Annotated in this window: 13 protein-coding genes and 1 pseudogene; 6 read left to right on the top strand and 8 right to left on the bottom strand. The window is 60.5% G+C overall.

Annotated features, from left to right (window positions below):
• Positions 1-18: 18 nt before the first annotated feature.
• The 3 genes from P3T21_RS24390 to P3T21_RS24380 form a co-directional block, all read right to left on the bottom strand.
• Positions 19-1,761 (bottom strand): tetratricopeptide repeat protein, encoded by a 1,743-nt coding sequence (locus P3T21_RS24390; RefSeq protein WP_429258525.1) that lies wholly within the window; start codon positions 1,759-1,761, stop codon positions 19-21.
• Between the two features lie 25 nt (positions 1,762-1,786).
• A complete protein-coding gene (locus P3T21_RS24385; protein ID WP_429258524.1) occupies positions 1,787-2,524 on the bottom strand; it encodes a BON domain-containing protein in 738 nt (245 codons plus the stop codon).
• An 82-nt stretch (positions 2,525-2,606) separates the two neighbouring features.
• Positions 2,607-3,092 carry an aminoacyl-tRNA deacylase gene (locus P3T21_RS24380; protein ID WP_429258523.1) on the bottom strand — a complete coding sequence of 162 codons (486 nt, stop codon included), beginning with the start codon at positions 3,090-3,092 and terminating at the stop codon, positions 2,607-2,609.
• A 208-nt stretch (positions 3,093-3,300) separates the two neighbouring features.
• On the opposite strand from P3T21_RS24380, the gene fusA reads away from it, so the two are divergent.
• Together fusA and P3T21_RS24370 are read left to right on the top strand one after the other, a co-directional pair.
• On the top strand, positions 3,301-5,352 hold the full coding sequence (gene fusA / locus P3T21_RS24375) for an elongation factor G (RefSeq protein WP_429258522.1): 2,052 nt from the start codon (positions 3,301-3,303) through the stop codon (positions 5,350-5,352).
• Between the two features lie 648 nt (positions 5,353-6,000).
• Positions 6,001-7,545: a phospholipase C gene (locus P3T21_RS24370; RefSeq protein ID WP_429258521.1), complete on the top strand. Its 1,545-nt coding sequence runs from the start codon at positions 6,001-6,003 to the stop codon at positions 7,543-7,545.
• A 31-nt stretch (positions 7,546-7,576) separates the two neighbouring features.
• Here P3T21_RS24370 and P3T21_RS24365 read toward each other — a convergent pair whose 3' ends face one another.
• The 3 genes from P3T21_RS24365 to P3T21_RS24355 all read right to left on the bottom strand — a co-directional run bounded on the left by P3T21_RS24365 (position 7,577) and on the right by P3T21_RS24355 (position 8,829).
• On the bottom strand, positions 7,577-7,855 hold the full coding sequence (locus tag P3T21_RS24365; RefSeq protein ID WP_429258520.1) for a hypothetical protein: 279 nt from the start codon (positions 7,853-7,855) through the stop codon (positions 7,577-7,579).
• A gap of 42 nt (positions 7,856-7,897) precedes the next feature.
• Positions 7,898-8,116: a hypothetical protein gene (locus tag P3T21_RS24360; protein WP_429258519.1), complete on the bottom strand. Its 219-nt coding sequence runs from the start codon at positions 8,114-8,116 to the stop codon at positions 7,898-7,900.
• A 293-nt stretch (positions 8,117-8,409) separates the two neighbouring features.
• Complete coding sequence (locus P3T21_RS24355) at positions 8,410-8,829, bottom strand: DUF1801 domain-containing protein (RefSeq protein ID WP_429258518.1); 420 nt, start codon at positions 8,827-8,829, stop codon at positions 8,410-8,412.
• 248 nt (positions 8,830-9,077) lie between these two features.
• On the opposite strand from P3T21_RS24355, the gene aspT reads away from it, so the two are divergent.
• The 3 genes from aspT (at position 9,078) to P3T21_RS24340 (ending at position 12,911) form a co-directional block, all read left to right on the top strand.
• Entirely contained in the window at positions 9,078-10,769 is a 1,692-nt protein-coding gene (aspT, locus tag P3T21_RS24350; RefSeq protein WP_429258517.1) for an aspartate-alanine antiporter, read from the top strand.
• A gap of 155 nt (positions 10,770-10,924) precedes the next feature.
• A complete protein-coding gene (locus P3T21_RS24345) occupies positions 10,925-12,304 on the top strand; it encodes a glutamate decarboxylase (protein WP_429258516.1) in 1,380 nt (459 codons plus the stop codon).
• Between the two features lie 124 nt (positions 12,305-12,428).
• On the top strand, positions 12,429-12,911 hold the full coding sequence (locus P3T21_RS24340) for a DUF4440 domain-containing protein (RefSeq protein WP_429258515.1): 483 nt from the start codon (positions 12,429-12,431) through the stop codon (positions 12,909-12,911).
• 60 nt (positions 12,912-12,971) lie between these two features.
• Here P3T21_RS24340 and P3T21_RS24335 read toward each other — a convergent pair.
• A pseudogene (locus tag P3T21_RS24335) lies at positions 12,972-13,852 on the bottom strand (WD40/YVTN/BNR-like repeat-containing protein).
• 219 nt (positions 13,853-14,071) lie between these two features.
• Positions 14,072-14,341 carry a MoaD/ThiS family protein gene (locus P3T21_RS24330; protein WP_429258514.1) on the bottom strand — a complete coding sequence of 90 codons (270 nt, stop codon included), beginning with the start codon at positions 14,339-14,341 and terminating at the stop codon, positions 14,072-14,074.
• Between the two features lie 215 nt (positions 14,342-14,556).
• Between P3T21_RS24330 and P3T21_RS24325 the strand changes: the two genes are divergently transcribed.
• Positions 14,557-14,941: helix-turn-helix domain-containing protein (locus P3T21_RS24325; RefSeq protein WP_429258513.1), on the top strand; the 385-nt coding region annotated here is incomplete at its 3' end.

Genomic DNA, 14,941 nt, shown 5'->3' with positions numbered 1-14,941 from the left:
GGCGGTTTGCCGGGCGATCTACGGCGCTTCCGTTGTGTCGAGAAGACGGGCTGCTTCACGCCTCGCCTGCTCGGCCTCACGCGGTCGCTGGATCTGGCTGAGGAGCGAACTCAGATTGCCGAGTGTCCGCGCTTCATCCTGACGGTAGGCCACAGGACTATCTCGCGACAGGGTCCGGTAAAGGTCCAGTGCGTGCCGGTAGGCGTCTTCCGCCTCGTGTGGGTGCCCGCTGTGACTGAAAAGGACACCCAGATTGTTCAGCGTCCGTGCTTCGTCCGGCTGGTAGGCAGTGACGTTTTCCCGCGCGAGCGCCCGATAGATCTGCAACGCGTCCTGATAAGCCTGCTGTGCCTCCTTCGGCCGTTGCGTGGCACGATAGAGCGCGCCAAGATTGGTGAGCGTGCGTGCCACGTCGGGCCGATAGAGTGCTGGACTCTCCCGGGCAAGCTGCTGCCGGATCGTGAGCGCTTCCTTATAGGCGTGCTCTGCTTCGTGGCGTTGCTGCGTCGCGCTATAGAGGTTCCCGAGGTTGTTGAGCGTACGCGCGAGCGCCGGGCGCCAGGCCGCGGGATTGCCTCGCACGAGAGCCCGCTGGATGTCCAGCGCCTCGCGATACGCCTGCTCCGCATCGCTCATGCGTTGTGTGGCGCCGTACAGGATGCCGAGATCGTTGAGCGTCGTCGCGATATCGGGCTTGTAGGTCGCGGGGGCACGCGAGGCCAATGCACGATCGATATCCAGCGCTTCGCGGTAGGCATCCGCCGCCTCCTTCAGGCGCTGTGTGTCGCGATACAGGGCGCCGAGGTTGTCGAAGGTTTCTGCCACAGCGGGCCCGTAGGCCACCGGGTTCTGTTGCGCCAGTAGCCAATAGATATCCAGCGCCCGCAGCCAGGCGACCTCCGCCTCTTTCGGCCTTTGCATCCCGACGTAGAGGTTGCCAAGCTTGTCGAGCGTGCTCGCAATCTGGGGTTGCCACGCTGCGGGCTTCTCCTGCGCAAGCACCTGATAGCGCGACAGCAGCGCGCGGTAAACCGGTTCCGCACGTTCAAACTCGCGTTGCTCTTGCAAAGTGTCGGAAAATGCAGTCGCAGTGTCGGTGTCTTCCGGTTGCAACGCGTAGGCCTTTTCCAGATACGGCAGTGCATCCTGCGGCGTAAAGCGCAGCAACCCGATTTCGCCAGCCTCATAACAACGCGCCGCGAACACCTGCGCGGCCTCCTGTTTTTCGGCAAGCAGCCTCGTCAGTAGCTGCGATGCACCATCCAGATCGAAGCGCTCGAGCGCTTCGTATATCTGCAGTTCAAGAGGATCGGAACTCCGTGCGATCGAAGCTCTGCGCAGCAGATCCTCATAACGTGCGGCCCATTTCCGGGCTTCGGCTACCACGTCTGCGTCAGGCCGCGCCGTGATTTGCCCGGCAAGGCGCTCGATTAGCGGTTCGATGTTGGCGAACGCGGCATCGGTCCTGCGCCCGATGCGGCCCGATTGCGCCTGTACGGCACCCAGTATTACGTTGGCGGCTCTCGCGAGCGAGACCATCTGGGCACTGGAGAGTCTGGCGCCCTTCACCGCGCGGTTCAACCCAGTGGTCATGCGGTTGAGGGTTCGGACGGGGATCCCGCAATCGGCCTGTACCTTGAGGCCGTCTTTGACATCGACCTCGGACAACGCCGGAGAACACGAACTCGCCGCATCCGCAGCCAGGCATCCTCCGGACAACACGGCCATCACCACGCCAGACAGAATCTTGCGCGCACTCATTGCCCTGCGCGGGTCTGCAGCCAGATCAGGCCCGCACCTGGATGCGATTGACGACGCCCTCGATAGCATCCAGACACCAGGCGTCCTGTTCCGCCTGCCGTCTTTCAGCTTCGGTCGGCACCCAGCCTGCTAGCGTGATCCTGTGGTTTTCCACATTGATGGTGATCTGCTCGGCGCGCACACGCTGATCGGTTTCGAGCACCAGGTGTAAGGCCTCGGAAATTTCATCGTCGCCGTCCGCTTCGGCGGGCACCAGCTCCAGCAGGTTCACCACGTCGCGGCAGCCGCCGACCCACCAGGCCGTCACACTCGCGAGGCGCCTGTGAGACAGGCTGATCACCTGCCCCGTCAACGTCACCACACCGTCCTCGACCGTCACTTCGACGACGCCGCTGCCGTCGTTGCCCGCCTGGTCCATGGTGCCGCGCAGCACTTCGAGCTGGCCCTTGACGCGCGCACAGATCACGCAGTTGCGGAAATCCACCGCCTGCGCCAGCCGTTCACAGATACGTGTGCGGAGCTCGCCATCGGCGACCGGCGGGTTGACGGTGACACGCAACTGGTCGACCAGACGCTTTCCTTCGCTGTGTATCTGGGTCAACTGGAGAAGGCGTTTCTTGGAGGCGATATCCGGCACCTCGCCTGCCACGGTCAAGGCATCGCCGTCGAAACTCATATGAATGGGATGATTTGGGAGCTTCAGGTGTGATTCGTGTTCGAAGGCTGCCAGCACCTGCTTCAAGACCGTATCGCTGCGTTGCATGATCTGCCTCGCGCATAGGTTGGGTGACGCAGCGCCATTTATGCCGCACTGCGCAAGCCTTGCCGCATCAGGCGGGCGCCAGTCAAGCGGGTGAACCGTGCATGCGACGGGCGAAGTGTGCCCGCTCGGCCCGGTCCATCAGATCCAGGAATTGATCCGTACCCATGTGAATCAGCGCTTCATGATCGCCGGCCTCGAAATAGACGTCCGGCTGCCGGGCGAGGCTCTCATCAAGATAAGTTCGCATGCCATAGGCCGTACATACCGGCGGAAGCGCTCCCGCGTCGCAATCCTTGAACAGTTCCCGCAGATCGACCTCTTTGGCTAGCAGGAGGCGGCGTCCGGTCTTTGCCCAAAGCTCGGACAGGCGCACGGCGTAGGTCGATGGCAGCACAGCCGCCACATAGCCGTACTCGTCTTCAAGAAGCACTGTCTTGGCGAGGCGGTCGCCGGGAATATGCGCTGCCGCCGCGGTTTCGATGCTTGAATGGCTGTGCGGATGATGCACGATTTCGTACTGGGAGCCCTTGCTGAGCAGGCAGTCCTGGAGAGTGGCAGACATTGACATGACGCACCTCCTCTGGAAGGAAGGAAACGGGAGATTATTGCGCAAGATTCCTTAAGGATAGTTCGCTTTCGCTCGCGTGTGAAAAACATGCTGACGGCAGCGCTGTGACTGCGCGAGCGTGACAGCGAGTGGGACGATTACCCGGTATGGCACGCAGGTCCGTTTTCGCGAATAATGGCCCCACATCCACTACTGGACGAGGGCGGCCATGCGTTACAGCCCCGACGCCATCCGTACCATCGCCCTGGTCGGGCATGCCAGATGCGGCAAGACATCACTTGTCGAAGCGCTGCTGTACCAGGGCGGCGCGTTACACGCGCCCGGCAGCGTGGAGCGCGGCACCACGGTCTGCGATTTCGACCCGCTCGAGCGCAAATATCACCACTCGCTGAACTCCGCCGTCGTCCACCTGCATCACCGGGAGACACGCATCTATCTGCTGGATACGCCCGGCTATCCGGACTTTTCCGGGCTGTCGATCAGTGTCCTGCCTGCCGTGGAGACTGCCGCCATCGTCATCAATGCACAGACCGGCATCGAACTGACCACCCGGCGCATGATGGCGTGGGCGGAGGAACGCAAGCTCTGCAGAATGATCATCGTGAACGGTATCGATGGCGAGAAGGTCGACCTTCCGGCGCTTCTGACGCAAATCCAGGAGACCTTCGGCATGGGATGCCTGCCGATCAACCTGCCGGCGCAGAGCGGCCGCCAGGTGGTGGATTGCTTTTTCAACCCTGCGGGGGAGGCCGATTTCCTGTCTGTTGCTGCTGCGCACAATGCGCTGGTCGATCAAGTGATCGAGATCGACCCCGCCCTGATGGAACTTTACCTGGAGCAAGGCGAGGCCATCAACCCGGAACAGTTGCACGAGCCCTTCGAGCGGGCGCTGCGCGAAGGTCATCTGGTGCCGATCTGCTTCACGTCGGCGGCCAACGGCGCCGGCATCGCGGAATTGCTCGATGTGTTCGCCCGGCTTCTGCCGAATCCCATGGAAGGCAACCCGCCGCTCTTCTACCGCGATGCGGGCGGCCGCCAGGAAGTCGTGCGCGCCGAACCGGTCGCCGACAAGCATGTACTGGCCCACGCCTTCAAGATCGTCATGGACCCTTACATCGGCAAGATGGCCGTGTTTCGCATCCATCAGGGCACGATCAGGCGCGATAGCCAGCTCTATATCGGTGACGGGCGCCAGCCATTCAGGGTCGCCCATCTGATGATGCTGCAGGGCAAAGAGCACGTGGACGTCCAGCAAGCCGGTCCAGGCGATATCTGCGCCACGGCCAAGGTCGACGAGATCGGCTTCGATGCCGTGCTGCATGACGCCCCCGAGGACGGCGACATCCACCTGACCCCGCTCGACTTCCCCACGCCCATCTATGGGCTGGCGATCGAGCCTGCGCGCCGGGGCAACGAGCAGCGCCTCTGGGAGATTCTGCAAAAGCTGAGTGCGGAAGACCCGTGCCTGCGCATCGAACACCCGGTCGGGACCAACGAGACGGTGGTGCGAGGCCTGGGCGAGTTGCACCTGCGCCTCATGCTGGAGCGACTATCCGAGCAGTACAAGCTCGAGGTCGCGACGCGGCCACCGAAGATCGCCTATCGGGAAACCATCGGCGCCAAAGCCGAGGGGCATTGTCGTCACAAGAAGCAAACCGGCGGCGCCGGGCAATTCGGCGAAGTGATGCTACGCGTGGAGCCATTGCCGCGAGGCACGGGTTTCGAGTTCGTCGACGCCGTCAAGGGCGGCGCCATCCCCGGTCAGTTCATGCCCGCCGTGGAAAAAGGCATCCTGCAGGTCATCGACAGCGGGCCGCTTGCCGGTTTCCCGATGCAGGACGTGCGAGTCACCGTCTTCGACGGCAAGAGCCATTCAGTCGACTCCAAGGAAGTGGCATTCGTCTCCGCCGGGCGCAAGGCCTTCATCGATGCGGTGCTGAAAGCCCAACCCATCCTGCTCGAACCCATCGTGGACATCGAGGTGATGACGCCGGAAGCCGTGATGGGTGACGTTATCGGCGATCTGTCCGCGAAGCGCGGGCAGGTCCATGGCACACGTACGGCCGCCGGCAACGCTGTGGTCGTTGCGGGGCAAGTGCCCTTGTCCGAACTCAACGACTATCAGTCGCGTCTGAACGCCATCGCTGGCGGGCACGGCAACTACAACATCCAGCTCAGCCACTACGATCCAGTGCCCCCCGCCCAGCAGGAGCGGATGGCGTCGCAGCACAAAAAACAGGGCGACGGCGCGGCGCCATGAGTGGCATGCCGGTCGCGTCAACGCCTTCTCGCCTTCGAACCCGGCAAGCGACGACTCCGGCAGGCAATCGAGAAAGTGCGAATTCCGGACGGCGGGGAGAGGATCACCCTTTCCCTGGAGCAATCGTGAATCCGGCGGGTCGTAGCGGCGTTCGCATCTGCGACGGCGCCTCCCGGAAGAGTCGGGCAGATTCGCCAGGTGGCTGCAGGCCACAGTAATTTTTCCGTCACCTTCCAGCAATATGGCGATGTGAGGATGATGGCTCGTACCCGCCCGCGCGGCTCGAGAATTGTAGCCGGATGTGCTGCAGTCCGACACCGCCCGGGTGGGTACGATACTCACGCAGGGCTTGCGCAAGGCGCGGCGTATCGGACTTTTTCCGTGCCTTGCGCACTTCGCGTATAGGCGGCGTCCCTTCGCTGGCTTCAGCATTTCGCGAAACGCTTACCGCTTTCTGAAGATGCTCGTCCGTGTGGTGGCACGCAATCCTGGCCACAAGTTGGCGCGAACGTCACTCAAGTGTCATACCCCCTGCCTACGCTGAGTCCAGCGCTCTCGCATTGACCGCCGCGTCATCGATCGTTTCGACAAGCTGTTTGCCAGAATCTTTCCCCCCGTGATTGCCAATCGATCCAGGAGAATCCGCACATGGAAACGCTGAAGCCCCGGTATGTTACGTCGGCCAGGATACTGGCGGTCATTGTGAGCGCTGGACTGCTGGCGTCCATTCCCGCCAGAGCCGATGGAGACCTGCCCACCCGGACGCCTGTTAAACACGTTGTTGTGATCTTTCAGGAGAACGTTTCCTTCGATCACTACTTCGGCACCTATCCTTATGCACATCCAAACAAGGATGGCTCGCGCTTCTTCGAAAAGGCGCGGGACGACACCCCGAGGGCCAACACGCTGTTGAGCGCAGGTTTGCTTGCTCACAACCCCAATGGGGCGAATCCGTTTCGCATTGACCGCAGCGTGCCGGTGACCTGCGATCAGGATCACGGCTACGCGGACGAGCAGTACGCATTTCACAGCGGGCTCATGGATCGTTTCCTCGCGCACAGCTGCAAAGACGCAAACATCGGGGCAAACAGCACGCTCGGTTACTACGACGGCAACACGGTGACTGCGCTGTGGAACTACGCCCAGCACTACGCCATGAGCGACAACTCGTTCGGAACGAGCTTCGGTCCGTCAACCCCTGGCCTCCTGAATCTCGTCGCAGGCACGACCTGGATGGGAACAGTCACCAATGGCATGTCGGCGAGCGGCAATATAGCCAACGGGTCCACGAGTGGAGCAGTCATCGGCGATCCGGATCCGGCAGGCGATGTCTGCTCAAATCCCAAGCGAGCTCAGATCGTCATGTCTGGCGAGAACATTGGCGACCGCCTGAACGCATCAGGCATCACCTGGGGCGCGTTCATGGGCGGCTTTGACAACTGCACGCTTGCCCATAACAACGTATCGGGCAGTAGCGCCGGCGCCGACTACATACCGCACCACGCATTCTTTCAGTATTGGAAGAGCACGCAGAACGCGGGCCACCTGCCGCCGGGGTCCGATGCAGCGATCGGCAAGACTGACCAGGCAAACCATCAGTACGACCTGAGCCGGTTTCACACTGCGCTCGCGAATCACAACCTGCCGGCGGTGAGCTTCCTGAAAGCGCGGGCATTCCAGGACGGGCACGCCGGATATTCCGATCCACTGGACGAGCAAACCTTTATCGTGAGCGTCGTCAACGACGTCATGCGCTCACCGGAGTGGCGCGAGACTGTGATCGTGATTGCTTACGACGATTCCGACGGCTGGTACGACCACGTGATGGGGCCGGTGGTTTACCAGTCCAGCACGGTTGACGATCAACTGCTGGCCCCGGGAAGCTGTGGTCAGCCACAGCAGAGCGACCCTGCGGGCGGCGCACAGAATGGCCGCTGCGGCTACGGCCCGCGGCTGCCGTTGCTGGTGATCTCTCCGTGGGCGAAGACCAACTACATCGACCATCAGGTGACCGACCAGTCCTCCATCATTCGCTTCATCGAGGACAACTGGGGCGTGCCGCGCATCGGCAATGGCTCTGCCGATGCGGTTGCAGGGTCGCTGAATGGATTCCTCGATCTTGACGGTGGTCCACGTGCAGGCCGACTGCTTCTCGATGAGCGCACGGGCCTCATTGCCGCATTCGATCGTTGACCGGCGCTTTGTCGGAGGGCGACGCGCGAAATTACAGACCATCAACCGACAGGTCCGGATGCGACCCGTCGATGATCGACCGCCCTTCGGCAAACCCCGCTTGCTCCGCGGCCTCTGCATCGGGCAGGTCAGGTATCGCGTGAGAGAAATTCACCCTGCTAGGCGAATAGCGAATATCGGCGCTGGGGCGACAAACGTATCCGACATACCCGAACCGGATGTCTGGTGGGTGCGGCGCATACTCCGGAACAACCAGGACCCGGATAGTGAAACCTTTGTGCTCTTCAAATCGCTCGTTCCCTTCGGCCATATCAGTCTCCACCGGGATTCTCGATGAATCATGGCGCGCGGCCTAAGCCGGGTTCTCGTCGCACCACTTGATCGCCCAGCGCCTCGCCGCCTCAATAGCATCCGCGTCGGAGCGATAGTCGCCGAGGTCGCCCGAATACTTCACCTCGACGGCCTCGCCGCCCACCGAGGCGCGCCGGTAGATCTTCGCGCGGGCATAGTAGTGGCCGCCTTCATCAAGCGGCGACGCGTTGATGTGGAACTGCTGGTAGTCGAAATGCATGGCTGTCTCCAAACGATTGCTCTATTCGTCGTCGCGTTGGACAAGCTGGAGATTCCCGTTCGCGTCCCGGCCGAGGCTCACGACCTTATTTCTGTAGTCACATGCTGGACAGAGGAAGAAAAATCCTTGCTCATCGACTTCCGCCTCAACCTGATCCAAGGTGAATCCCGCATTGCAGTTTCGACAGGTCCACATCGTGGCCTCCGTCGGTATCCTGGAGGAATCCTGGCATGCACGCCCGATGAAACGGCGGACCCGAGTCAGCGAGACACACGCGAGAAAAAGCTATAGCTTCATGTTCTTTTACTTTTGGGTACTTTCGCTTGAGTACTCGCAGGGGCATTCTTCTTCAACTTGATCTGATTGTAGTCAACAGCGGCACGGACGAGATTTTTTAGAGCAAGCTCATTAAGCTTATCACCCTCGAAAAAATCGATCGCTCGTCTCGCGTTGCCTTCGAGGCCCGCGTTGAACAGCTTGTCAGGATCTGGCAGGCTCGCCCCGTGGGCAAAGGTAAGCTTCACCTTGTTCTTGTGGGCGTTGGCGACCGCGATCATTCCGTCGTGAGACCACACCGGGCTTCCCATCCACTTCCATTCCTCGATTATCTCCCGGTCGGCCGCAAGGATGCTTTTGCGGATGCTGGCAAACGTTTTGCCACGCCAGTCTGTGAGTGCTGCGATCAGCTGGTCAATACGTTCCGATGGATTCATTGGATCCTTATGCCTCGAATTCTGGTCCGCTTCATGCGACCACATAGTAATGTAGCGACCACCTTACTATATGAGACGCAAGCAGCAAGATTAAGTGGATTTTGGCGATTTATATCCTAGACTGATAACTTCAATCTTACAGTCAGCGTTCATCGCGCACCATTCGCTCGCCTTCCTGAATACATCACCACGCCAGTCCCGCACCACCTGTTAATGATCCTTCTAACAATCAATCAGAAGGAGTGCGTATGTCATGGTTTACAGCGACATTGCGTAGTTACCCGGAAATAGCCATCTTTCTCTCACTGGGAGTCGGATACTGGGTCGGCGGCAAGAGTTATCGCGGCTTCAGCCTCGGGGCGGTGACGGCAACCCTCCTTGCAGCCATTGCGATTGGTCAGTTGGGCATCGTCATTTCCTCAAACGTCAAGTCTGTGTTCTTCCTCATGTTCCTGTTCGCCGTTGGATATGGCGTCGGGCCACAGTTCGTACGTGGGATTGCGAAGGACGGTTTGCCACAAGCGATCTTTTCGGTCGTTCAATGTGTACTGTGTCTGGCGGCGCCCTATGTTGCGGCAAAAATCGCGGGATATGACGTCGGCTCAGCGGCAGGACTCTTTGCGGGATCCCAGACCATCTCTGCGTCAATGGGCCTTGCCACGGACGCCATCAATCGCGTGGGCCTGCCTGCCGACGAGACAAAGCGTCTGCTGGACGCAATGCCAACCGCCTATGCCGTGACCTACATATTCGGCACTATCGGATCCGCGTTGATCCTTGCGACGCTCGGCCCCAAACTGCTTGGCATCGACCTGGTTGCGGCATGCAAGGAATACGAGTCAAGGTTCGGCGGAGAGAAGGAGCTGGGTGGCGCAGGTCAGGCGTGGCACCAGTACGCGTTACGTGCCTATCGGATCGCGGACCAGGGTGCCGTCGTTGGCATGACCGTGGCGCAAGCGGAAGCGACGTCACCCGAGGGGATGCGGCTGTACGTTGAGCGCATCAGGCGCGGCGGCGTCGTGCAGGAGGCAAAGATCGACGATGTGCTGCAGCCGGGGGACGTGGTTGCCGTCATCGGGCGCCGTGAGCAACTCGTCCAGGTACTGGGATCGCGGGGCGCCGAGGTTGACGATCCCGAACTGCTTGCGGTGCCTGCCGAAGGCGTCGACGTCTACGTGACGAACAAGGAAGTAGAAGGCAAGACACTCAGGGAACTTGGGACGCTGCCGGCCGCGCGCGGGGTATTCCTTCGCAAGATCAAACGCGGCGCGACCGAAACGCCAATCCCGGTGTTGCCTAACACCCAGTTGCATCGTGGCGATACCGTGACGCTCGTGGGGCGCACGCAGGACACCACTGCAGCAGCAAAGACACTCGGTGTGCTCGACCGGCCGACAAATGCCGCGGACATCGCCTTCGTCGGCTTTGCCATTACGCTTGGGGCATTGATCGGTGCGGTCGTGATCAAGGTGGGCGCTGTTCCGATCACGTTGTCGACGGCGGGCGGTGCACTGATCGCGGGTATCGTGTTCGGCTGGCTGCGGGCGATTCATCCGACCTTCGGGCGCATTCCTGAGCCGACTATCTGGTTCATGAACTCCGTCGGCCTGAACGTCTTCATCGCGGTAGTGGGCGTAACGGCTGGCCCTGGCTTCGTTCGAGGCCTTCAGCAATTGGGCATCAGCCTGTTTCTCTGGGGCATCTTCGCGACGGCCGTACCGCTGATCCTCGGGATGTTCATCGCGAAGTACGTCTTCAAATTTCATCCGGCGCTGCTACTCGGCATCTGCGCCGGGGCGAGAACGACGACAGCCGCACTGGGCATGATCTGCGACGCTGCAAAGAGTCAGGTACCGGGACTGGGTTACACCGTCACCTACGCGGTCGGCAATACATTGCTGACGATCTGGGGGATGGTCATCATCATGTTGTTGACCTGACTCCCCGATTCAGCTTCTTTACTTTGCCCGCACCTGGCGCTCAATGAGAGCGACTAAACGTCGAACGCTATAGCGAATCTTCCGGCAAAAACTCGATAAGAACAAAGTCCTTTGACAGGACTCTTGTTCCACTTATCCATGGATAGGAGAAGGTAATGGCCACACCAGTCGAGAAAATTACGCCTTACGACGAGTTTAACTTCGAAATTCCCGAACACGAGTTCCCGAGGTCCGGCATGTCCGCGCGGGCTGCCGCGGCACTTGTGTCTAGCGACGAATGGACCGATGCCAACCCGATGCTGAACATGTCGTCGTTCGTGACGACTTATGCCGAGCCTGAAGCAATCGCAACGGGGGCTCGCAATATGTACAAGAACTACATCGACCATGACATGTATCCGCAAACCTTCGCGATGGAAACACGCATGGTGAGATGGCTGCATCAGCTGTGGAATGGTCCTGAAGGTGTCGAGCCGTATGGCACCGCGACGATCGGTTCATCCGAGGCCTGCATGCTGGCTGGTCTGGCACACAAGTGGAACTGGCGTCAGGCGCGCGAAAAAGCAGGCAAGGACGCGACGCGCCCGAACATGGTCACGGGCGGCAACGTGCAGATCGTGTGGAAGAAGTTTCTGCGCTACTTCGATGTCGAACCGCGCATCGTACCGCTCAAGCCCGGTAACTATCGGTTGACCGCGGAGCACCTCGACAAGTACGTCGACGAGAATACGATTGCAGTCGTTGCGATCGCGGGTCAGACCTTCACTGGCGAGGACGACGACATTCAGGAGATTCACGACTGGCTGGACGCCTACGAAAAGAAGACGGGCATCTCGATTCCGATGCATATCGACGGCGCCTCGGGCGGTTTTGTGAATCCGTTCCTCTACCCCGACTACAAGTGGGATTTCCGCCTGCCTCGCGTACAGTCGATCAATGCGTCAGGCCACAAGTTCGGATTGACGCCACCGGGCCTCGGCTGGGTCGTGTTCCGCGAACGGAAGGTATTCAACGAAGACCTGATCTTCTACGTGAACTATCTTGGCGGCGAAATGCCCACGGCGACCCTGAATTTCAGCCGCAATGCCGCACCGATTGCCGTTCAGTTCTACCAGTTCCTGCGTCTCGGGTTTGACGGCTACAAGCGCGTGATGACTCACACTCTGAACAACGCGATTGCACTGCGCGATCTTCTGGTAAACAGCGGCTTTTTCACGATCATGAACGAGACTCAGCGCATTCCGGTCGTGGCAGTCACGCTCGACTCGAAGGTCAAGAATTTCAACGAGTTCGACGTTTCGAACAAGGTGCGTGAGAAGGGCTGGGTGCTGTCGGCCTATTCGATGCCGGCGAATGCGCAGGAAGTGAAGAGCCTGCGGGTAGTGGTCCGTCCGCACATCAATCACAATGCCGCAATGCTGCTCGGGAAAGACATCGTCAACGCATGCAAATTCCTGGAGCAGCACGGCGGTAACGCGACACCACCTGAACTCCATGGGCACGCGGAAGAGAAGACGACGCCAGCGAAGTGTTGACGAAGCCTGAAGCGCCTTTCTCCACGAGGCATTTCACCAACTGGAGCAGGGACGCTATGAGGTCGACGGGCCATACTTCAAGCGTTATGCCGTCCTCCCACCTCCTGACTGGAGAAGTGCCGCCATGAAGCTATTTACCATTGCTATCCTGGCGGTCGTGCTCGCCGGATGCGCCGCGAACCAGGGCATGTCGAACAATGCGCCGTTGTCGCGCACGGAAAGCTGTAAGGTCACGTCAGAGCAAGAGATTGCGGCGTTGTTTGATCGATGGAATCAGTCGCTGCAAACCGGTGATCCGCACAAGGTGGTCGCCAACTATGCGGAGCGGTCAATTCTTCTTCCAACGGTATCCAACAAGCCGCGCTTGACGGTCGCTGACAAAGAGGATTACTTCCATCACTTTCTACAAGATCGTCCGTCCGGAAAGATTGATTTCCGCTACGTGGAACTGGGGTGCAATTCTGCCGTGGACGCTGGGCTTTACACATTCACCTTCGCAAGAACTGGAGCGGTTGTTAAGGCCCGTTACACCTACACCTATCACTGGGATGGGGCGCAATGGCTAATTACAAGTCATCACTCATCGGTCATGCCGGAGAAGCAGTAACAGGGGTATAAGCTCGTCGGCTCCCTTCACTGTAAGCCCGCCTTCGATTGGCGAAGACCCTCATCCAAACCGGACACAATAAACAGGCGGCAAATGCGCTGAAATCAATTGCCAGCTCTCGCCGCCGTCGTCGGACGTCCATAGCGAGCCGGTAGTCGACCCCATCGCGAGGCGCATGCCGGAGTCATCTACAGCGAGGCCGTGCCGATACACGAGGTCATACGCCGGTACAGGCGGCAAGCCATTCGAGAAACGGTCGAACGTGCGGCCGCCGTCGCGTGTGCGCGTGACGACAAACCGGCCATCCACCCGTCGGCGGTCTGCCAGACGCCGCCGCACGATACGCCGATTGTCACATGCCGGCTGTCGCGCGGATCAACCATCACGGAATGGATGCCCGGCGCGTCGTAGCCGCCTCCGAACCATTCGGGGCGCTCCGGGCGATCCCACAGCGCACGGTTGAGCACCCATGTGTCGCCGCCATCGCCGGAACGGAAGAGCCCGCCGGGAATCGTGCCGGCCCACAAGACGCCCGGCTCGTCCGGGCCACCGGTTTCGAGCGACCAGATTTGTTGAAGCGTCCAGGCAGGGGGTGGCGGGCTGAGCGTGGCAGCGCTCGCATTGTCCGCGCTCGTGTCAGCGCCGGTGTCTGCATTCGCGTTTACGCCGTCACCGGCACGCGTCTCGTCGGCAGGCTGCGGCGGGTAGACGGGAACCGCGCACTCTTCCCAATCCGCCATGCCCGCGCACCGGCGATGCAGCTTCACGCCGAAGTGGCCAAGAGTGAGCGCCGCATACAGCGATCCGTCGCGCGAATCAGGCAGCACCATGCTCACCGGCTCGCCGGCGAAATGCAACTCACCGAACGCCCAGCCGCCCGCGCCATTGGCTTTCAGAACGAACAGACCCTTGCGGGTCGCGACAAGCAAGCGATCGCTCATGTCGAGTGTCTCCTGTGTCGACCAGAGTTAGCGCTTTAGCGCTTATTCTGGTCCCATGCAAAGCTCGACCAGAGTTGGCGCTTCAGCGCTTATGTCGACCGGAGTTAGTGCTTCAGCACTTACTCCGGTCCCATGCTTCGCACTCCGGTCCCATGCTTCGCACTCCGGTCCCATGCTTCGCACTCTGGTCCCATGCAAAGCTCGAGTACGGATGGCCCCTTACCCGCCCGACAGCGCCTGTACGACGTAAACCCGGCTTTGTTCGCCGAGCGCATCGGACAGATGTTGCCGGTCGCGCACCCGCCGCCCGTCGACAAACACTGCGAGATGCCGCCGCAGCGAGCCCTGATCGTCAAGAATGTAGCCGCGTAGTCGAGGTTGCGCGGCGAAGACGGCCTCGAGCGCTTCGCCCAGCGTGCGCGCGTCGATCTCGCGCTCGGGCGTTGCGATATGTCGCTGAATCGAAGCAGCGAAGAAGATATGCGCCATGGCGGAGTAGCGTCGCGGGGATGGCAGTGTCCGTTGGTTCTGTAGTTTAGGCGATTCGCCGGCTGCTTCGGGGCATCGCCATTCACCAGACGATAAGCGGCATGATTCACCGCCCTTCACGTATCGACATCTAGTGTCTTGAGTTAAAAATTCATTGAATGATGCCGATCACGTACTAAAGTGTTCTGTGTAGCACTTGATACGCGGAGGCAACGATGAGTGGACGGCCCAAAGGGGAGCTCGTGCTGAGCGAATCGGAGCGCGAAGACCTGCAAGCGCTGACGATGCGACGCAAGACCGCGCAGGCCCTGGCATTGCGGGCGCGCATCGTGTTGGCCTGTGCCGATGGCATGGACAACAAGACAGTTGCGGCGAAACAGCGGGTCACGCAGCAAACGGTTTCGAAGTGGCGGGCGCGGTTCGTGATCCATCGTCTGGACGGACTGCTCGATGCACCACGGCCCGGCGCACCGAGGACGATTGATGACGCGCGCGTCGATGGGGTCATCGCGAAGACGCTCGAGTCCGTGCCTGTCGGAGCGACTCACTGGAGCACGCGCACGATGGCTCGCGAAATGAAACTGTCGCAGACGGCGGTCA

The organism is Paraburkholderia sp. GAS334, from assembly GCF_050436625.1.
Classification (GTDB): Bacteria; Pseudomonadota; Gammaproteobacteria; order Burkholderiales; family Burkholderiaceae; genus Paraburkholderia.
This window is presented reverse-complemented; position numbering and strand designations above follow the sequence as displayed.

Bases quoted from the DNA above. Each gene is read 5' to 3' on its own strand.
- P3T21_RS24390 (WP_429258525.1), bottom strand. From the start codon at position 1,761: ATGAGTGCGCGCAAGATTCTGTCTGGCGTGGTGATGGCCGTGTTGTCC.
- P3T21_RS24385 (WP_429258524.1), bottom strand. From the start codon at position 2,524: ATGCAACGCAGCGATACGGTCTTGAAGCAGGTGCTGGCAGCCTTCGAA.
- P3T21_RS24380 (WP_429258523.1), bottom strand. From the start codon at position 3,092: ATGTCAATGTCTGCCACTCTCCAGGACTGCCTGCTCAGCAAGGGCTCC.
- fusA (WP_429258522.1), top strand. From the start codon at position 3,301: ATGCGTTACAGCCCCGACGCCATCCGTACCATCGCCCTGGTCGGGCAT.
- P3T21_RS24370 (WP_429258521.1), top strand. From the start codon at position 6,001: ATGGAAACGCTGAAGCCCCGGTATGTTACGTCGGCCAGGATACTGGCG.
- P3T21_RS24365 (WP_429258520.1), bottom strand. From the start codon at position 7,855: ATGGCCGAAGGGAACGAGCGATTTGAAGAGCACAAAGGTTTCACTATC.
- P3T21_RS24360 (WP_429258519.1), bottom strand. From the start codon at position 8,116: ATGCATTTCGACTACCAGCAGTTCCACATCAACGCGTCGCCGCTTGAT.
- P3T21_RS24355 (WP_429258518.1), bottom strand. From the start codon at position 8,829: ATGAATCCATCGGAACGTATTGACCAGCTGATCGCAGCACTCACAGAC.
- aspT (WP_429258517.1), top strand. From the start codon at position 9,078: ATGTCATGGTTTACAGCGACATTGCGTAGTTACCCGGAAATAGCCATC.
- P3T21_RS24345 (WP_429258516.1), top strand. From the start codon at position 10,925: ATGGCCACACCAGTCGAGAAAATTACGCCTTACGACGAGTTTAACTTC.
- P3T21_RS24340 (WP_429258515.1), top strand. From the start codon at position 12,429: ATGAAGCTATTTACCATTGCTATCCTGGCGGTCGTGCTCGCCGGATGC.
- P3T21_RS24330 (WP_429258514.1), bottom strand. From the start codon at position 14,341: ATGGCGCATATCTTCTTCGCTGCTTCGATTCAGCGACATATCGCAACG.